The organism is Flavobacterium sp. Leaf82 (assembly GCF_001422725.1).
Taxonomy (GTDB): Bacteria; Bacteroidota; Bacteroidia; order Flavobacteriales; family Flavobacteriaceae; genus Flavobacterium.
This window is the reverse complement of record NZ_LMMA01000013.1, coordinates 15,663-31,573: the sequence shown is the minus strand read 5'-3', so window position 1 is coordinate 31,573 and position 15,911 is coordinate 15,663. Positions and strand designations below refer to the sequence as shown.

Sequence of the window (15,911 nt, the reverse complement as noted above, 5' to 3'; positions counted from 1 at the left end):
AATTTTAATTGTAAATACAGGATTAGTCATGATGAACTAATTCCCATATTGAATGTTTATTTATTTCATAAAAACACAATTAAATAACTAATAAATTTTGATTTTTTTTTTCATTTAATTGTGTTTTTCATGTAAAGATATATTTTTATTCATTTAATTTAAAAATTAAAAATCGTTTTTTTGTTTTTTTTTATAAAATTATTCCTGCAAGTGTCAGAACTAACAGATCCATAAAAATTTAAATAATTATAGAAACAAATTTAATATATTAACCCTTTTACATTTATTAAAGTCGCGGTGTTAGAAGTTTTATTTACACTTGATTCTATTATAAAAAAATCTTTTTGCTTAAAAATAAAAATCTTCGGCAAATTAATGCACAGGGTCTATTATATTATCAAACCTCAACTATTCCCTCCTACTCAAATCTTCTTCAAAAGGCGAAGCCGGTAAATTCTCTTTGTTATACAAATTAGCTTCTACAGGATTATCTGCCCATGCGTATCTCACTTTTATTGGATTTATGATATTATTGCTCCAAACTATAATTTTATCGCCTTCGATAGTTGCATTTGCCCAAACAAATTTCCCTTTACTTCCTGCAATCGCAAATCCTTTTAATATGGGAGAATCTTTTGCTATTAAACCAGATCCTGTGTTTGTAAAACTCAAGATTAGTTTGTTTTCTCTTTGTTCTATTGATTTAAAAAGCGGACCTGAAGCTACTAAATTTTTCTCGCCATATGCGATCTTTCTGGCTTGAAGAGCGAGTCTTTTACCAACATCGTATTTATTTAAAGGATGAATATCGTTCCATTCTCCTAAATCTATGGTGACCGCCATTCCGGTATTAGGTATTTTTAAAACATTTAATTGCTGTTGTCTTAATGCTGCCCAATTGCTTTCGACTGGTTCTGATTTTGATTCCATGAAATTAGTCAATTGCACGAGTATAAATGGTAATTTTTGCTGTTGCCATTGTGTTCGCCAATTTGCAATTAAGGTCTCCATTAATGAAAAATATTCTAATGGCTTTTTAGTACTCGATTCTCCCTGATACCATAATACGCCTTTTATGGAATATTGCTTTAATGGTGCAATCATAGCATTATACAATCCAACAGGTTTCCATCGCACAAAAGTTGGTGAAGGCAAAGGAAGCATTTTTGCCCCTAATTTGTATTTCCATAATCCTTTTAAGTCAAGTGTATCGTTTCCTGAAACTAATTGGTACGGTTTATCAATAACGAATCCTCCTTTTCCTGAGTTATTAATAACACGGACAGCAATTTCATTTTTACTTTCTTTTAAAATGTTGGCATCAAAAGAATAAATTCTTGGTGGATATTGGTATGAAGTTGTCCCAACAAAATGCCCATTTACATAAACCGAATCGGCATCTACTATTCGTCCTAAAATTAATTTTGCTGTGTTTTGTTTTACTTTTGGAACAACAAATTCTTTTCTGAACCAGACCACTCCATTCATATTTCCTAATTCTTTGTCTGCCCAATAGCCTGGAATATTCATTGTTTTCCAATCAAGATCATTCAGATCAGCACTTTTCCATTTGTTTTTTAAACCTTCATCAGTATTATTGGCTAATTTGTACCAATCATTACTTACTTTTTGATCATTTTCTTCAATTTGTTTTTCGAGTGTTCCGTCTTTATATTTTAAATATTCCTGATAATGATCGGGAAATTTCTTAACGCTTTCTTCACTGATCCACGATTCTGCCGGAGAACCACCCAAAGCTGAATTTATCAACCCTATCGGAATTTTATATTTTTCATAGATTTCTAAAGCGAAAAAATAGGCAACTCCGGAAAACTGCAAAACACTTACAGGATTCGCTGAAACCCATTCTCCAGAAATAAAATCTTCTTTTTCATTGGCGAAATAATATTGATCCGGAACTAAAAACTGTCTTATGTTTGAATTTTCTGCTTTAGCGATAACATCTTTATATTTATCTTTAAGACGATCCATTGGAAGTTCCATATTCGATTGTCCGGAACAAACCCAAACATCTCCAAAAAGAATGTTTTTTAATACAATTGTATTATTTCCTTTTAAAGTCATTTCGTAGGGACCGCCAGCTTTTTGAGACGGAAGAACAATCATCCACTTTCCATCTTCGGTTGTAACGGTTTTATATGTTTTATGATTAAAATTAAGTTCGATTTTTTCTTTGGCAGAAGCCCAACCCCAAATTTTTACTTTTGTATCGCGTTGCAAAATCATTCCGTCGCTAATTAAACGCGGTAATTTAATTTGCGCAGTTGCACTGATGCTTAAAAACAAGATCATTAGTGTTATTAATTTTTTCATTTTTATGTTCTTTACTGCAATGATTTCTTGAATCTTGAACTTGTTTTTTTGCCACGAATTACACTAAATTTTTGCTTACTTTTTTATTAAATATTAATTCGCGAAATTGGTGTAATTCGTGGCTAACTTTTTTGGATGTAATACCTAACAGGTTTTAAAAATCTGTTAGGATACGTTATTCATACGTGTATAATTTTAGTTTTTGAATTTCATAATCTCCCACTGAAATCCTTAAATGTCTTCCCTGATGGGTTTGATCTCCGTTAAAATGTCGGATAGTTTTCCATGTTCCATTTTCGAATTTTCCCTGATCTGCTTTTAAAATTCCTGTATTAAGATTTGTGTTTTTTAAGGATTTAAAAGTGACTACAATTCCAGATCCGGCAATATAAAACTCATCGTTTGTTATTTCTATAATAATTGCGCTTGACATTGGCCATTTTTCGTCTTTGGCACCATCTGACCAATTTAAAGTATAATCGTGTTTAAAGGTAAATTCGTAATTGCCTAATTTAATAATTTGTAATTGATTTTCTTTATCTAATAAAACTCCGTCAATTTTATTCTGCCCTTTATTTGTTTCAATAACCGGAGTTAATTGTCTTATTAAATCATAAATTTTTCCCAGTGGTTCTTTTTTAGCATCAGAAACGGATTCAATCGAAAAAGGCGAAAAACCAATTGCTTCATAATGTCCAATTGCATATAATCCTTTGAATGGTGCGCTGGTATCAAATCGATGTTCCGGTATAAATAACGGATCTCCCTGACAGGCATATAAATCATTCCAGTGTTTAAATGAAGGATTGTAAAAATCCGGTGAAAGAAAATCTATAGCTGTTCCTGCGGCTTTCCAGACATCCATTAGATGTGGTAATGGCCCTGCACTTGGATATTCTCCGGGCTTTTTTTCTGGTGCATTCAAAGCTGCATTTACAAACATGGGGATGGCATAACTGTCTTTTCCGGCTTTGGCAATTTTATTGGTGAATTTGGCAAAATACCACGCCATAAAAACCTCATCTGTCTGAAGTCCTTTTCCAAAAACCTGTTCCCAATTTCCAGATGTTTTATATCCGTTTTTTTTCCATACTTCTAAAAATTCAGGAACTAATTTTGCTTTATTTTTCTGCATGTATTGTAGTAACTCTGCCGGAACTTCTTTTTTGAAAGCTTCATTTGCTAATGGATGATAATCTCTGGCTGTTGGCAACATGCCTATTTCATTCTCGACCTGAACCATAATTACAGTTTGTTCCTTTTGATCGAAATCTTTAATATGAGCCATTAGTTTCTGAAACGCATTTAAATCTGCTTGTAAATTGTTTTCACTAAACGGCGTTAGTATTTCATGACTTTTGCCTTTATCATCTTTGATTCTGGGATATTTTTTCTGATTTAGTTTTATCCATTCCGGAGCGTGGCTTGACATACTGTTTTTCCAGGATCCAAACCATAAAAAGATTAGTTTGAGATTTTCATTTCTGGCTTTCAGAATTAAATCATCTATTAGTGAAAAATCAAATTTACCTTCTTCCTTTTCTATTAATTCCCAATAAACAGGCGTTAAAACTGTATTAAGGTTCATATCAGTCAATTTTGACCAAATAGGTTCCATACTTTCCATAGTTGTTGCCGAAGAATTTCCTAATTCTCCGCCAAGTATAATAAAGGGTTTTCCGTTGACGATTAATTGCGTCTTATTTCCTTTTTTCTGAAGGCTTGGTATTGTATTTTGGCTAAAGCCTAATTGGATTATAAATAAAGCAATTATAAAAAGAATATTTTTTTTTGAACCAACCATTCTATTTTTTTTAAAATTAGATGACAATCTCTTTAATAACAAAAAGCCGAATTAAGATCCGGCTTTTATGTAAACAAACTCAAAAAGAACATTTATTACTTAAACTTACTAAAATAAACGATTATTAAAGTTTTAATCACTTCTCTCAACTTCTTTTTATTCTATTAATATCCTGGATTTTGATAAGCGGCTTTATCTCCTGCAGACATCTCCATACCGTCGAGTTGAGTAGTTGGTATAGGGCGCAAATAATCCTTAGCGGTAATGCTGCGCGTAAATGTTTTGACAGAGTGATCCTTCCAATCATTTGGGTTTGTTGCTCCGGCAATGGTAAATGCACTGCCATATTCTATCCAGTTTTGTGTGCGTGTTAAATCATACCAGCGATATCCTTCGCCAAAATACTCACGAGAACGTTCCGCAAGAATATAGTCAATATCTATAATTGCTGGCGTAGCTGCTGTAAGAACAGCACTATTATCCTGTACAACAGCGGTATTTGCTTTGTTATTAAAACTCCATTTTCCTGCTCTGGCGCGAATAACATTAATAAGATCTCTTGCGCTTTTACCTCCTTGAACTGTAGCTCCTTTTACAGCTGCCTCGGCTGCAATAAAATATAATTCTGAAAATTTAGCAACAGGAAAAGGTCGTGTGCTGCTTCCGTTAGGCGAGCCTAGACCTGTGCCATTATCTGTGCGATAAGGTCCAAGTTTCCAGTTTCCGGGGTAACATATTCTGGAGAAATAACTCGGTTCGATCACAAAATCTGCTCTTCCAGGCAATACTCCTGCTCCAACTGAGCTATTATAAACAGCGTTTGAATAATCTACACCTGATACATCATTATCCAGAAAAGTTAGTACTGCATCTCCATTTGCGATTGGCAGATAATTTGCATTGTATAAAGTAGGTGAAGTAATTCCGGCTTTGGCCCAATTACCACGATATGCTGTTGTAAAAGTTCCATCATATCTGGAATCATTTGTTTTATCTGCAAAAGTTTTTTTAAACACTTCGAGTGGCGGCGCTAACATTGTCCAGGGGCGGCCTAAAGGCTGCGAAGCTTCACGCTGAACAGAACTTACAGCAGACCAACTGGTTTTACTGGAAGAACTTCTAACACCTGTATAATTGAACTGACCAAACCAGCCTGCAAAATAATCAGTGCTAAAACCACCACCGCTATAACTTAGATCACCTCCGTTGTAAGTTGCACTGGATTGTGTATGATCTGCATATAATAACATTTCTTTGTTTCTGTCTTTTGTAGCCACGTTTACATCGTAGAATGTGGTTTGTAAACCAAATGGTCCGGGATCATTGATTGCGGCAACTGCTGTATCATATGCCTGTTGAAAATACCAGGCAGCGTCGTGTCCGTCAAGATCTTTTCTATCAGCTACAGGATAAGTAGGAATGGCTTTTGGATTTTGAAGCCACCAGCCAAAAGTAAGATAGGCTTTTGCTAAAAAAAGTCTCGCGGCCGTTTTGGTCAAACCACCGGTAACACGCCCTGTTACAGGCAAGTCTTCAACGGCTTTTTTTAGATCTGGGAAAATAGCTTTACTGTAAACCTCAGGAACTGTATTTCGAACTGAAGATCGCAATGTCGAAGAATTGAATTTTAGTTCTCCGGCGCCAAGATCTAAAGGTACTCCGCCATAAGTTTGCACGAGTAAAAAATAATCAAAAGCACGAAAGAATCTTGCTTCTGCAATAAGGGCAGGCGAAATGGTTCCAATCGCCATTCCGTTTTCAATAACACCGCTGGCAGTATTAATATTTGGGAAAGCATTATTCCAGACTGCACTTGTATTACTTGTTGAAGGATCTATAACTCCTACTCCTGAATAATCGAGGTTTTTGACATTTCCGTCTGAATTTTGTCCCCAAGTCGATTCGTCTGTTGCGATCTGTCCTACATTCAAAAAGTATCCGTTACCATACATATAGCGCAAATGTCCGTACATAGAAGTCACTCCGCCCATTACACCTTCGGGTGTTGAAAAATAATCAGGTGTAAAAATAGCACGTGGTTTTTCGTCTAAGATATCATTAGAACAGCTAAAAAGAACAGCTGAAAGTACTGCTGCACTTATATATTTTTTTATTTGTATATGTTTTTTCATCTTTTTCTGTTTTAGAATGTTACGTTTAGCCCTAACATAAAATTAGTAGACTGCGGAGTATTGTATCCTACTGTAAGTAAACGACTTAAATTTCCGGAATAAGCCACTGCCATATTGGTACCATCATTTGCGTATGAATTCGTTTCCGGATCTAGCCCTGATAATTTATGATATGGAGAATATATCACCCACGGATTCTGAACTGTACAGTAAAGTCTCAGCCTTTCCATTCCAGCGGTTTTTATCCAGTCTTTTTTAAGATTATATCCTAAAGTGATGGTTTTAAGTTTTACATACGATCCATCAAAATATCCTAAAGTTGAACCATATTTTGGATTATTACTTTCTGTTGGACCTCCGGGTAACGGAAATTCCGCCCCAGTATTAGTTGGTGTCCAGTAATCGACATCTATTTGTCCTCTTCGTCCGTCATTAATATTAAGATATCCGTTTGAACCATAGAGCGTGCTGTTCAGTATTCCTCCGCTTTGAAAAATTCCTACGATCGACAAATCAAATCCTTTATAAGCAACTCTGGTATTAAAACCTCCCTGAAAATCAGGATCTGCATTCATAACCTGTCTGTCATCTGCACCTATTAATCTTTTTGGTGTACCATCTGCATTATATTCACCTGTATATTCTACCTTAATCATTCCCGCTGCTCCTGCCGGACCTTCATATTGCTTGGCTTCAGCATCTGTCTGCCAGATTCCAACTTTTTTATAATCATAGATTACATTAAGAGGTTTGCCTACAAACCACCAATTGTTTTTATCTTCGGTTGTTCCTGAAGCGAGCGATACCAATTTGTTTTTATTACTGTATATGTTTGCTCCTGCTTCCCAGGTCCATCCATTATAATTATCCAGAATTACCCCGTTTAATGAAAGTTCCCTACCTTTATTTTGAGTCGATCCCACATTCCCTACATAACTGCTTACTCCTGAAGTTACCGGCAGGTTTACGCTAAGCAAAAGATCTTTGGTATCTGTCGTATAATATTCTACAGTACCAGATAAACGGTTTTTTAGAATGGCAAAATCAAGTCCGTAATTTGTTGTTATAGAATATTCCCAACCAAGATCCGGATTTGGCAATGTCGAAACATAATATCCGGTTGCATTGGTATCTCCAAAATTATACGGTCTTGTACTTAAATTTCCTAAAGTAGCATATGGAGCCACAGACTGGTTAGAGGTCTGTCCATATCCTGCGCGTAATTTTAAGGAGTTAATCCAGGAAACATTGTTCATAAACGATTCTTTCTGAATATTCCATCCGGCTGATATAGCGGGATAACTGTGCCACTGATTCGATGGAGCAAGTCTTGATGAAGCATCAGATCTGTAAGTTGCGCTTATCATGTAGCGATCTGCATAAGAATACATACCTCTGACCATGTAAGACATAAGACCGCTTTGTGTATAAATCTGATTGTTATTATTGATCGTAATATCATCATTATCTCCGGTGGAAGTCTGACCAAGATTAAAATACTGAAAGCTGTCACCTGCAATATTTCTTCTTGAAATCGATGAGCTGTTGTAGGTAGTTTGTTCTGCCGAATACATAGCCAAGGCACTAACTTTGTGATTTTGTCCAAAAGTGTGATCATAGTTTAATAAACTTTCTATAGTCCAGCTTGTAGAAAGAGAATTGCCAATTGAGGCAAGGTTTGGATTATTAATATTAGAATTAAAAACTCCAATTCCGGTATAATTACCTGTGTTGGTTGTACGTAGATTTCCTCCTATATTAACTCTTGCTTTTAAACCGTCGATAGCAGGAATTTTTAACTCGGCATAAGCGGAGTTATACGTTCCGAAAGCTTTATTGCGGTCGACAAATTTATCGCCCAGATTTTTCATGCTTTCTCTTGTGTAAACCCAGTTTTCGTCCTGAGGCATTCTTACTGTTCTTTTCAGGGAGCCATCTTCATTGTATGGATTGGCAATTGGAGACATACTAAGAACACCGTACATTCCTATACTCGCGCCATCTGTTATGCTATAATTGTTATTAGAAGAAAATCCAATGCGAAATAAACCCAATTCCTGATCAAGACCTGCACGAACTGAATAACGATTGTATTCTGATCCCGGTATAACCGCCTGATCTTTATAATAATTAGCTCCAAAGTTGTAATTCCCTTTTTCACTTCCGCCTGTAACTGCGATATCATGACTTGTAACAATACCTGTTCTGTAAAACAAATCCTGCCAGTCTGTATCTACATCATTCGATTCATCGATACCATTTACCAGATTTTTACCTGCAAGCTTACGAAACTCTACATATTTAGGACCGTTCATCATAGGATATTTTACTGCATTTTTATATCCGGTATAAGTGTTATAAGCTATTTGGGCTTTTTGACCTTTTGTTCCTTTGTTACTTGTAACTAATATTACACCATTTGCTCCTCTGGAACCATAGATGGCTGTTGCAGATGCATCTTTTAAAATATCAATACTTTTTACGTCATCAGGGCTTATATCTGCCAATGTTCCTGAAAAAGGAATTCCGTCCAAGACTACTAATGGGTCATTTCCGGCTGTTAAAGATCTCGTACCACGAATACGTACTTGCATTGTAGCGCCTGGTTTTGTAGAAGTTTGTGTCATCTCTACTCCTGCCAAACGCCCCTGAAGTGCCTGAGTAACATTTGCAGAAGGAACCTCTCTAATAACATCTCCTTTTATAGACGCCACAGAACCTGTAACAGCTTCTTTGCGCTGAGCACCATAACCTATAACTACAACTTCCTGCAATGCATTAGAGTTTTCCTGTAGTACTATATTAATTTTAGTTTTACCATCAACAGATACTTCTCTGGTGGTCAATCCCAGAAAGCTAAATATCAAAACTCCATTAGCAGGAACATTTGTTATAGAATAATTTCCATCAAATCCGGTAATAACTCCAGTTTTCATTCCTTTTATAGTAACATTTGCTCCTGGTATTGGACCATTTGCATCAGATACAGTTCCTGAAACTGTCGTTTGTGCATTTGTATTCCAGGAGAATAGAAACAATAAGGTTAGAAACCCCAAAAATCTAAAGATTTTTGATTCGCTTTTTTCAATTAAAAAGTTAGTCATAAATAATTTGGTTTAATTAGTTAATAGTATGGTTTAGTTAGTTTTTGTTTATGGGCCTATAAACTGTATCCTTAATAGTGTAGAAACGTTTTATAAGTCTTTTGTTAAAACAAATATATATAAAAAACAATAATACACAATCGGTTGCGTTAATTATTTTTTCGAATTATTAAATAATAGTGATTTAAAAAAACATAATATATATTTTTCCACACAAAATATTAAACATATCACAAAACAGACATTCTATCTCACGAAAACGTTAGAGATATAAAATCATTTCATCCAAAATCTTACAAAAATCACAAAAAGATTAAAATCAATATTTTTATATTTTAGAAATCATTTTAATCAAAATTCAATTACAAAAAACAGGCATAAATTTGAGTAAAAGGTCAAAAAAACATACAATAATATCTGTTACTTTTCTCAATAACAATATTTTACCCTTAAAAACGATAACTTTTTAATAAAACGCACAAAGAGGCAATCGGTTGCTTATAAAATAAAAAAAGTCCTCTCAAAACGAATTTGAGAGGACTTTTTATTTAGTTGCAAATGCAAGGAAAATAATCATCTGAGACATACAATATTGATTGCATGTCAGATTTAAAAAATTAACTTTCTATAACTATCACATTTTATAATTGTTTTATCAAAACCTGTTTGACATTTCTATAGATTAAATATATTGATTAATGATATTTTCGAATAATTCCTGTTTTCCGCTTTGCAGGTTTAATTCGCCATTTTCATTTGCAATCGCGTATAAGTCTTTCAGATTTAATTTTCCATCAGCAAAATCTTTTCCTTTTCCGGAATCAAATGAGCTGTATCTTTCTTTTCTTAATTTTTCGTAAGGTGAAGAAGTTATGATTTTATCTGCCGTCAATAAAGCTCTTGCAAATGTATCAGCCCCGCCAATGTGCGCCAGGAAAACATCTTCAAGGTCTGTTGAGTTTCTTCTGATTTTTGCATCAAAATTTACTCCTCCGCCTTGCAATCCTCCCGCTTTCAGGAAAACAAGCATTGCTTCTGTAGTTTCCTGAATGTTGTTTGGAAACTGGTCTGTATCCCAACCGTTTTGGTAATCTCCCCTATTGGCATCAATGCTTCCTAACATTCCTGCTTTTGCAGCTACTTCTAATTCATGCTGAAAAGTATGTTGTGCTAATGTTGCATGGTTTACTTCAATATTAATTTTAAAATCTTTGTCTAGACCGTATTCACGTAAAAAACCAATTGCTGTTGCCGAGTCAAAATCATACTGGTGTTTTGATGGTTCCATAGGTTTTGGCTCTATAAAGAAAGTTCCTTTAAACCCTTGGGCTCTTGCATAATCCCTTGAAATGGTTAAAAATTGTGCCATATGATCGAGTTCCCTTCCCATATCTGTATTTAATAAAGACATATAACCTTCACGTCCGCCCCAGAATACATAGTTTTCACCGTCTAAAGCAATTGTGGCATCAAGGGCTAATTTTACTTGTCCTCCGGCTCTTGCCACAACATTAAAATCAGGATTTGTTGCTGCACCATTCATGAATCTTGGATTCGAAAAACAGTTTGATGTTCCCCAAAGCAATTTAATTCCTGATTCGGCTTTCTTCTGTTTTAGATATTCTGTAATAGTGGCTAAACGTCTTTCTGATTCTCCAAAAGTTGGTCCTTCGGCAATTAAATCATAATCGTGAAAACAGAAATAATCAAAACCCATTTTACTGATAAACTCAAAAGCAGCATCGGCTTTATCTTTTGCTGCCTGAATTGGATCTGGTGATTGATCCCAGGCAAAATTTTGGGTTCCCGGTCCAAACGGATCACTTCCTTGTCCGCAGAACGTATGCCAGTATGCAATGGCAAATCTAAAATGTTCACGCATTGTTTTTCCCGCTACAACCTGATCCGGATTGTAATATTTAAATGCCAGTGGGTTATCAGATTCTCTTCCTTCAAATTTAATCTCACCAATACCTTTGTAGTATTCTTTATTGCCTAAAACTACCATTTCTTTATTTTTTATGTGTTAATATAAATTCTAATTCCTGTTTCCATTTTTGATATGCCTTTTCATAAGGTTCTTTGTTTTTTAGCGGTAAAAACGTCTTCACGTGATCGTTGGTCGTAATACCGGAACCAAATTTATGGTAATCGCCATCTTTTAAACCTACTGCTCTGGCTGCTCCTACTGCGCCTGTTGTATTATAAATTTCTATTTCGTGCCCAATAAGCGTTGCTACAGTATTAGAGAAAATCTCTGAACGAAACAAATTATCATTCCCCGCCCTAATAACATTTATAGTTGCATTATCCTCTTTGAGGCATTCCATTCCGTATACAAACGAAAAAGCGATTCCTTCAAGAGAAGCCCTGAACAAATGGGCATTATTATGAATATTCAGGTTGAGGTTCAACAAATGGGTTCCAATGTTTTTGTTGTTGAACATACGCTCGGCTCCATTTCCAAACGGAATCACCGCTACTCCATCTGAACCTATTGCGATTTCAGCTGCTTTCAGGTTCATCGACTCATAACTTTCGTCTCCCATATTATTTCGCAGCCATCTGTACTGGATTCCCGCTCCGTTGATGTTTAATAATTTACCAATTCTGGGAGTTTTTAATTCGTAATTTACGTGCACAAAATTGTTTACTCTGGTGCTTTTGCCCGAAGACATTTCACCAACAGCATAAAAAACACCCGAGGTTCCGCCTGTTGCTGCAACTTCTCCCGGATTTAACACATTTAGTGATAACGCATTATTGGGCTGGTCTCCGGCTCTGTAAACTACCGGAATACCTGCAGGAAGTCCGGATTCTCTTGCCCCTTTTTCGTTTAAAATTCCCTGATTGGTAAAATTCTCTACAATATCCGGCGTTAAGGACTGCTCAATTCCGTAATAATCCAGGAGCCAATTGGCAACTTTGTTTTCTTTATAATCCCAAAGCATTCCTTCAGACAAACCGTTTTTTGTGGTCGTAATATCGCCTGTTAATTTATAAGCGATATAATCTCCGGGCAGCATGTATTTATAAACCTGATTATAGATTTCTGGTTCATTTTCTTTTACCCATTTAAGTTTCGAAGCGGTAAAATTTCCCGGGGAATTCAGTAAATGTTCCATACATTTTTCGGCCCCAATTTCGGCGAAAGCCTTGTTGCCAATTTCAACCGCGCGGCTGTCGCACCAAATAATAGAATTGCGAAGCGCATTGCCTTCTTTATCCACAATAACCAATCCGTGCATTTGGTATGAAATTCCAATTCCCAGAATCTTCGAAGCTTCAATATTGGCTTCGCGAATCGCTCTTTTGGTTGCCACACAAATATATTGCCACCAAATTTCAGGATCTTGTTCTGCCCAATCTGCATGCAGGGACACAATTTCCATTTCGTTTTGAGGTTCATTCAAAACGATTATTTTTTTCCCTGTTTCGGCTTCCACCAAAGCGACCTTTACAGAAGAACTTCCAATATCATATCCTATATAATACATACTTTATAATGATTCTCTTAAAATTAAATTTGTAGACACGTATCGCTGTACAACCTCATCGTGCGTAATAAATGCGGCGGCTTTTGTTCCTAATTCATTAAAATCAGTCGAAACAACCGAAATTCCTTTATAAATAAATTTCTTCATTGGCGTTTCGTTATAAGACAAAAAACCAACATCTGTTCCAGGCTCTAAATTTTTCTCTTTGCATTGCTCTAAAAAGTGACCTAAAATTCGATCACTCACACTGATATAAGCAATTCCTTTTTCGATATTAAACTTTTTTGCATTTGAAATAATTTCATATTTAAATTTAAAATTGGTACAAAACTTCTTGAAATATTCTAATGTTTCTTTAGGATGATTGGTATAATCCGGATAAACAAAATGTATACTTTTATACTTTTTAAATAAATCCTGTGCCTTTTCTAAAGACTCGTAAAATGCTTTTCCAAAATCCTGAAAAACATAATTATTTTGTTTTTCCGCCCGAATATTCCAATCAATCAGCAACAATTTTTCATTTGCAATTGCTGATAAAGTGGTCGAAACTTCTTTATCATCAAAATTCATGACGACGTATTTATAATATTTCCCTACACTATTATTGATTATCGTTTTAAAAACATCAATATTATAATGATGAAACTGCACATCTGTAATCACATTATCTGCCAGATTATTCACAAACGAATGATATAAAACCTCTTTATATGCTTTGAAAGTATCTAATACCAAAAGCACTTTTCTGGTTTCGCCCAATACATAATATCCTTTATTAGGCACCGAATCAACGACTTTTTGATCTTTTAAAATAGAATAAGCCTTAAAAACCGTATCTCTGGACAACTGATTCGTTTTGCAAATGCTATTTACCGACGGTAACAAATCTCCTTTTTGCAAAATATTTTCTGCAATTGCATTATTGATTCCGTTTACCAATTGCTGGTATTTCGGAATATCACTTTCATGATTTATTTTAAAGACAAATTTCTCTATATTTTCGCTAATCATACTGTTCTGTTCTGGTATGCTAAAATAGGGATTCGCTTTTTATAAAAAATCACTATTTATACTAAAAATGTTATCTTTTTATTACTTTTCTTTTTATTTATGGCGTGACCCGCTGAAAAAGCGGGTCGGGCTATTCGCTGCAAGTCCTCGCTCTTCCTTCGTCAGGCTGTGGGCTTTTCGCTACTATCCCTCACGCAAACCATTGCCAGTTAAAAACCGATTCTTTAAAAATTAAAATTAAGTTCTCTGTGTGCTAACATTTCGTGCTGCTGCAAATTGAGACTATAAAATTTTGCAGCTCTGTGTGACACAGCTTCTTCTTTTTCGTTTGAATCGTGTACCAAATTCATTTGCAATATCTTTCTTCGAAAATTAGATTTATTGATTTCGATTCCCAATATTTCTTCATACAGGTGCATGACTTGCAATAAGGTAAATTTTTCTGGCAATAAATTGAACCCAATGGCAGTTTTGCAAATATTTTGTCGCAATTCTTTTAAACTATAATCTAATATTATTTTGTGTTTATCGCTTAAACCAGAAATTTCATTAATACCAATCCATTCCAGATTTGAGTACGCAACATGATTTTCTACATTTCCTGTATCTCTTTTTATGAGAGCATAATATCCTATCGAAATGTCTTCATAAGATGATGACGGAGACGGATAACCAAAAGCTTTTAGTTGTTCCAGAAAGAAATTATCAACGCCAATATATTTTTTCAGAATATTTTGGGCAGTACCAGATATTGTTTCCCCCTCTTTTATAGTATCGCTTAATAGTTCCCAGTTTGTATTTCTTTCATTGTCTTTTTGTTTTACCAATAAAACTTTGAGACTTTCATCTTCAAAATTAAATACGACACAATCAATTTCTATTCGGTTTGTACGACATTGACTGGTTTTCTTTTTTCGATTTTCATCTCCTTTTTCCATAGAAAATAAAATTTAAACCTATTACTATTATTTTCAATAAACAGAAATCTTACTCTATAATTCTTCGTATGCCATAAGGATCTATGGTGACGATTGTACCATCTTCGAGATAATCAATTTTGGTCACTTTCATGCTTCTTAAATGCGTTACTCCTTTTGACAAACTCGAATCGTGGTAAAATAAATACCAATCGTTATCGACTTTACAAATAGAATGATGTGAAGTCCAGCCTACAACTGGATTCAAAATTCGTCCCTGATAGGTAAAAGGTCCGTAAGGATTGTCGCCTATTGCGTAACAAATAAAATGAGTGTCACCGGTAGAATACGAGAAATAATATTTATCATTGTATTTATGTACCCATGAAGCTTCAAAAAAGCGGCGATCATTGTCGCTTGCCAATAAAACTGCGCCGTTTTCATCGAGGATTTTAATCTCTTTTGGTTCCTCTGCAAATTCCAGCATATCCTCTCGCAACAAAGCCACAATAGGTCCTAAAGCAGTTTCACTGCCGGTTGGTTCTTCATGATCTGTGCTGTATTTATTGTCACGGTATTTTTGAAGTTGTCCGCCCCAAATTCCGCCAAAATAAATGTAATGTTTCCCGTCTTCGTCCTCAAAAACAGCAGGATCAATACTATAACTTCCTTTTATAGCGTCTGGCTGCGGTAAAAAAGGTCCTACCGGAGAATCGCTTACGGCAACACCAATCTGAAAAATTCCGTTGGCACGTTTTGCAGGGAAATACAAATAATATTTTCCGTTTTTGCACGCCGCATCTGGCGCCCACATTTGTTTTTCTGCCCAGATAACTTCATTTACATGCAACGCAATACCATTATCTACAACTTCTGACTGAATATCTTCCATCGAAAAAACATGATAATCTTCCATCCCAAAATGATCTCCATTATCATTAAACGGAATCCCGGCATCGATATCATGCGAAGGATAAATATAAATCTTACCGTTGAATACATGCGCAGATGGATCAGCCGTATACATATGCGAAACTAAAGGTTTCGAAATGGCCAATTTATTAATTTGTTCAAAATTAATTTGTTCAATACTATCTTCAGGCATAGTC

Annotated in this window: 9 protein-coding genes; all 9 read right to left on the bottom strand. The window is 35.2% G+C overall.

The window, feature by feature from the left end; all coding sequences use genetic code 11:
• Positions 1-408 precede the first annotated feature (408 nt).
• Complete coding sequence (locus ASF10_RS11285; protein WP_056249051.1) at positions 409-2,334, bottom strand: sialate O-acetylesterase; 1,926 nt, start codon at positions 2,332-2,334, stop codon at positions 409-411.
• Positions 2,335-2,509: 175 nt separating this feature from the next.
• Positions 2,510-4,138: a DUF5597 domain-containing protein gene (locus ASF10_RS11280; protein WP_056249048.1), complete on the bottom strand. Its 1,629-nt coding sequence runs from the start codon at positions 4,136-4,138 to the stop codon at positions 2,510-2,512.
• Between the two features lie 164 nt (positions 4,139-4,302).
• Entirely contained in the window at positions 4,303-6,270 is a 1,968-nt protein-coding gene (locus ASF10_RS11275) for a RagB/SusD family nutrient uptake outer membrane protein (RefSeq protein WP_056249045.1), read from the bottom strand.
• A gap of 11 nt (positions 6,271-6,281) precedes the next feature.
• Positions 6,282-9,374 carry a SusC/RagA family TonB-linked outer membrane protein gene (locus tag ASF10_RS11270; RefSeq protein ID WP_056249042.1) on the bottom strand — a complete coding sequence of 1,031 codons (3,093 nt, stop codon included), beginning with the start codon at positions 9,372-9,374 and terminating at the stop codon, positions 6,282-6,284.
• Positions 9,375-10,056: 682 nt separating this feature from the next.
• Positions 10,057-11,382: a xylose isomerase gene (xylA, locus tag ASF10_RS11265; RefSeq protein ID WP_056249039.1), complete on the bottom strand. Its 1,326-nt coding sequence runs from the start codon at positions 11,380-11,382 to the stop codon at positions 10,057-10,059.
• A gap of 4 nt (positions 11,383-11,386) precedes the next feature.
• Entirely contained in the window at positions 11,387-12,871 is a 1,485-nt protein-coding gene (locus ASF10_RS11260) for a xylulokinase (protein ID WP_056249036.1), read from the bottom strand.
• Positions 12,872-12,874: 3 nt separating this feature from the next.
• Positions 12,875-13,885, bottom strand: coding sequence for a GntR family transcriptional regulator (locus ASF10_RS11255; protein ID WP_056249034.1), 1,011 nt, complete (start codon positions 13,883-13,885; stop codon positions 12,875-12,877).
• Between the two features lie 224 nt (positions 13,886-14,109).
• A complete protein-coding gene (locus ASF10_RS11250) occupies positions 14,110-14,823 on the bottom strand; it encodes an NUDIX hydrolase (protein ID WP_056249031.1) in 714 nt (237 codons plus the stop codon).
• A 49-nt stretch (positions 14,824-14,872) separates the two neighbouring features.
• Complete coding sequence (locus ASF10_RS11245) at positions 14,873-15,907, bottom strand: glycoside hydrolase family 43 protein (protein WP_056249028.1); 1,035 nt, start codon at positions 15,905-15,907, stop codon at positions 14,873-14,875.
• Positions 15,908-15,911 lie beyond the last annotated feature (4 nt).

What these genes read in the sequence shown, in the direction of transcription:
- ASF10_RS11260 (WP_056249036.1), bottom strand. Translation starts at nt 12,871, where the DNA reads ATGTATTATATAGGATATGATATTGGAAGTTCTTCTGTAAAGGTCGCT.
- ASF10_RS11280 (WP_056249048.1), bottom strand. Translation starts at nt 4,138, where the DNA reads ATGGTTGGTTCAAAAAAAAATATTCTTTTTATAATTGCTTTATTTATA.
- ASF10_RS11275 (WP_056249045.1), bottom strand. Translation starts at nt 6,270, where the DNA reads ATGAAAAAACATATACAAATAAAAAAATATATAAGTGCAGCAGTACTT.
- ASF10_RS11255 (WP_056249034.1), bottom strand. Translation starts at nt 13,885, where the DNA reads ATGATTAGCGAAAATATAGAGAAATTTGTCTTTAAAATAAATCATGAA.
- ASF10_RS11270 (WP_056249042.1), bottom strand. Translation starts at nt 9,374, where the DNA reads ATGACTAACTTTTTAATTGAAAAAAGCGAATCAAAAATCTTTAGATTT.
- ASF10_RS11285 (WP_056249051.1), bottom strand. Translation starts at nt 2,334, where the DNA reads ATGAAAAAATTAATAACACTAATGATCTTGTTTTTAAGCATCAGTGCA.
- ASF10_RS11250 (WP_056249031.1), bottom strand. Translation starts at nt 14,823, where the DNA reads ATGGAAAAAGGAGATGAAAATCGAAAAAAGAAAACCAGTCAATGTCGT.
- xylA (WP_056249039.1), bottom strand. Translation starts at nt 11,382, where the DNA reads ATGGTAGTTTTAGGCAATAAAGAATACTACAAAGGTATTGGTGAGATT.
- ASF10_RS11245 (WP_056249028.1), bottom strand. Translation starts at nt 15,907, where the DNA reads ATGCCTGAAGATAGTATTGAACAAATTAATTTTGAACAAATTAATAAA.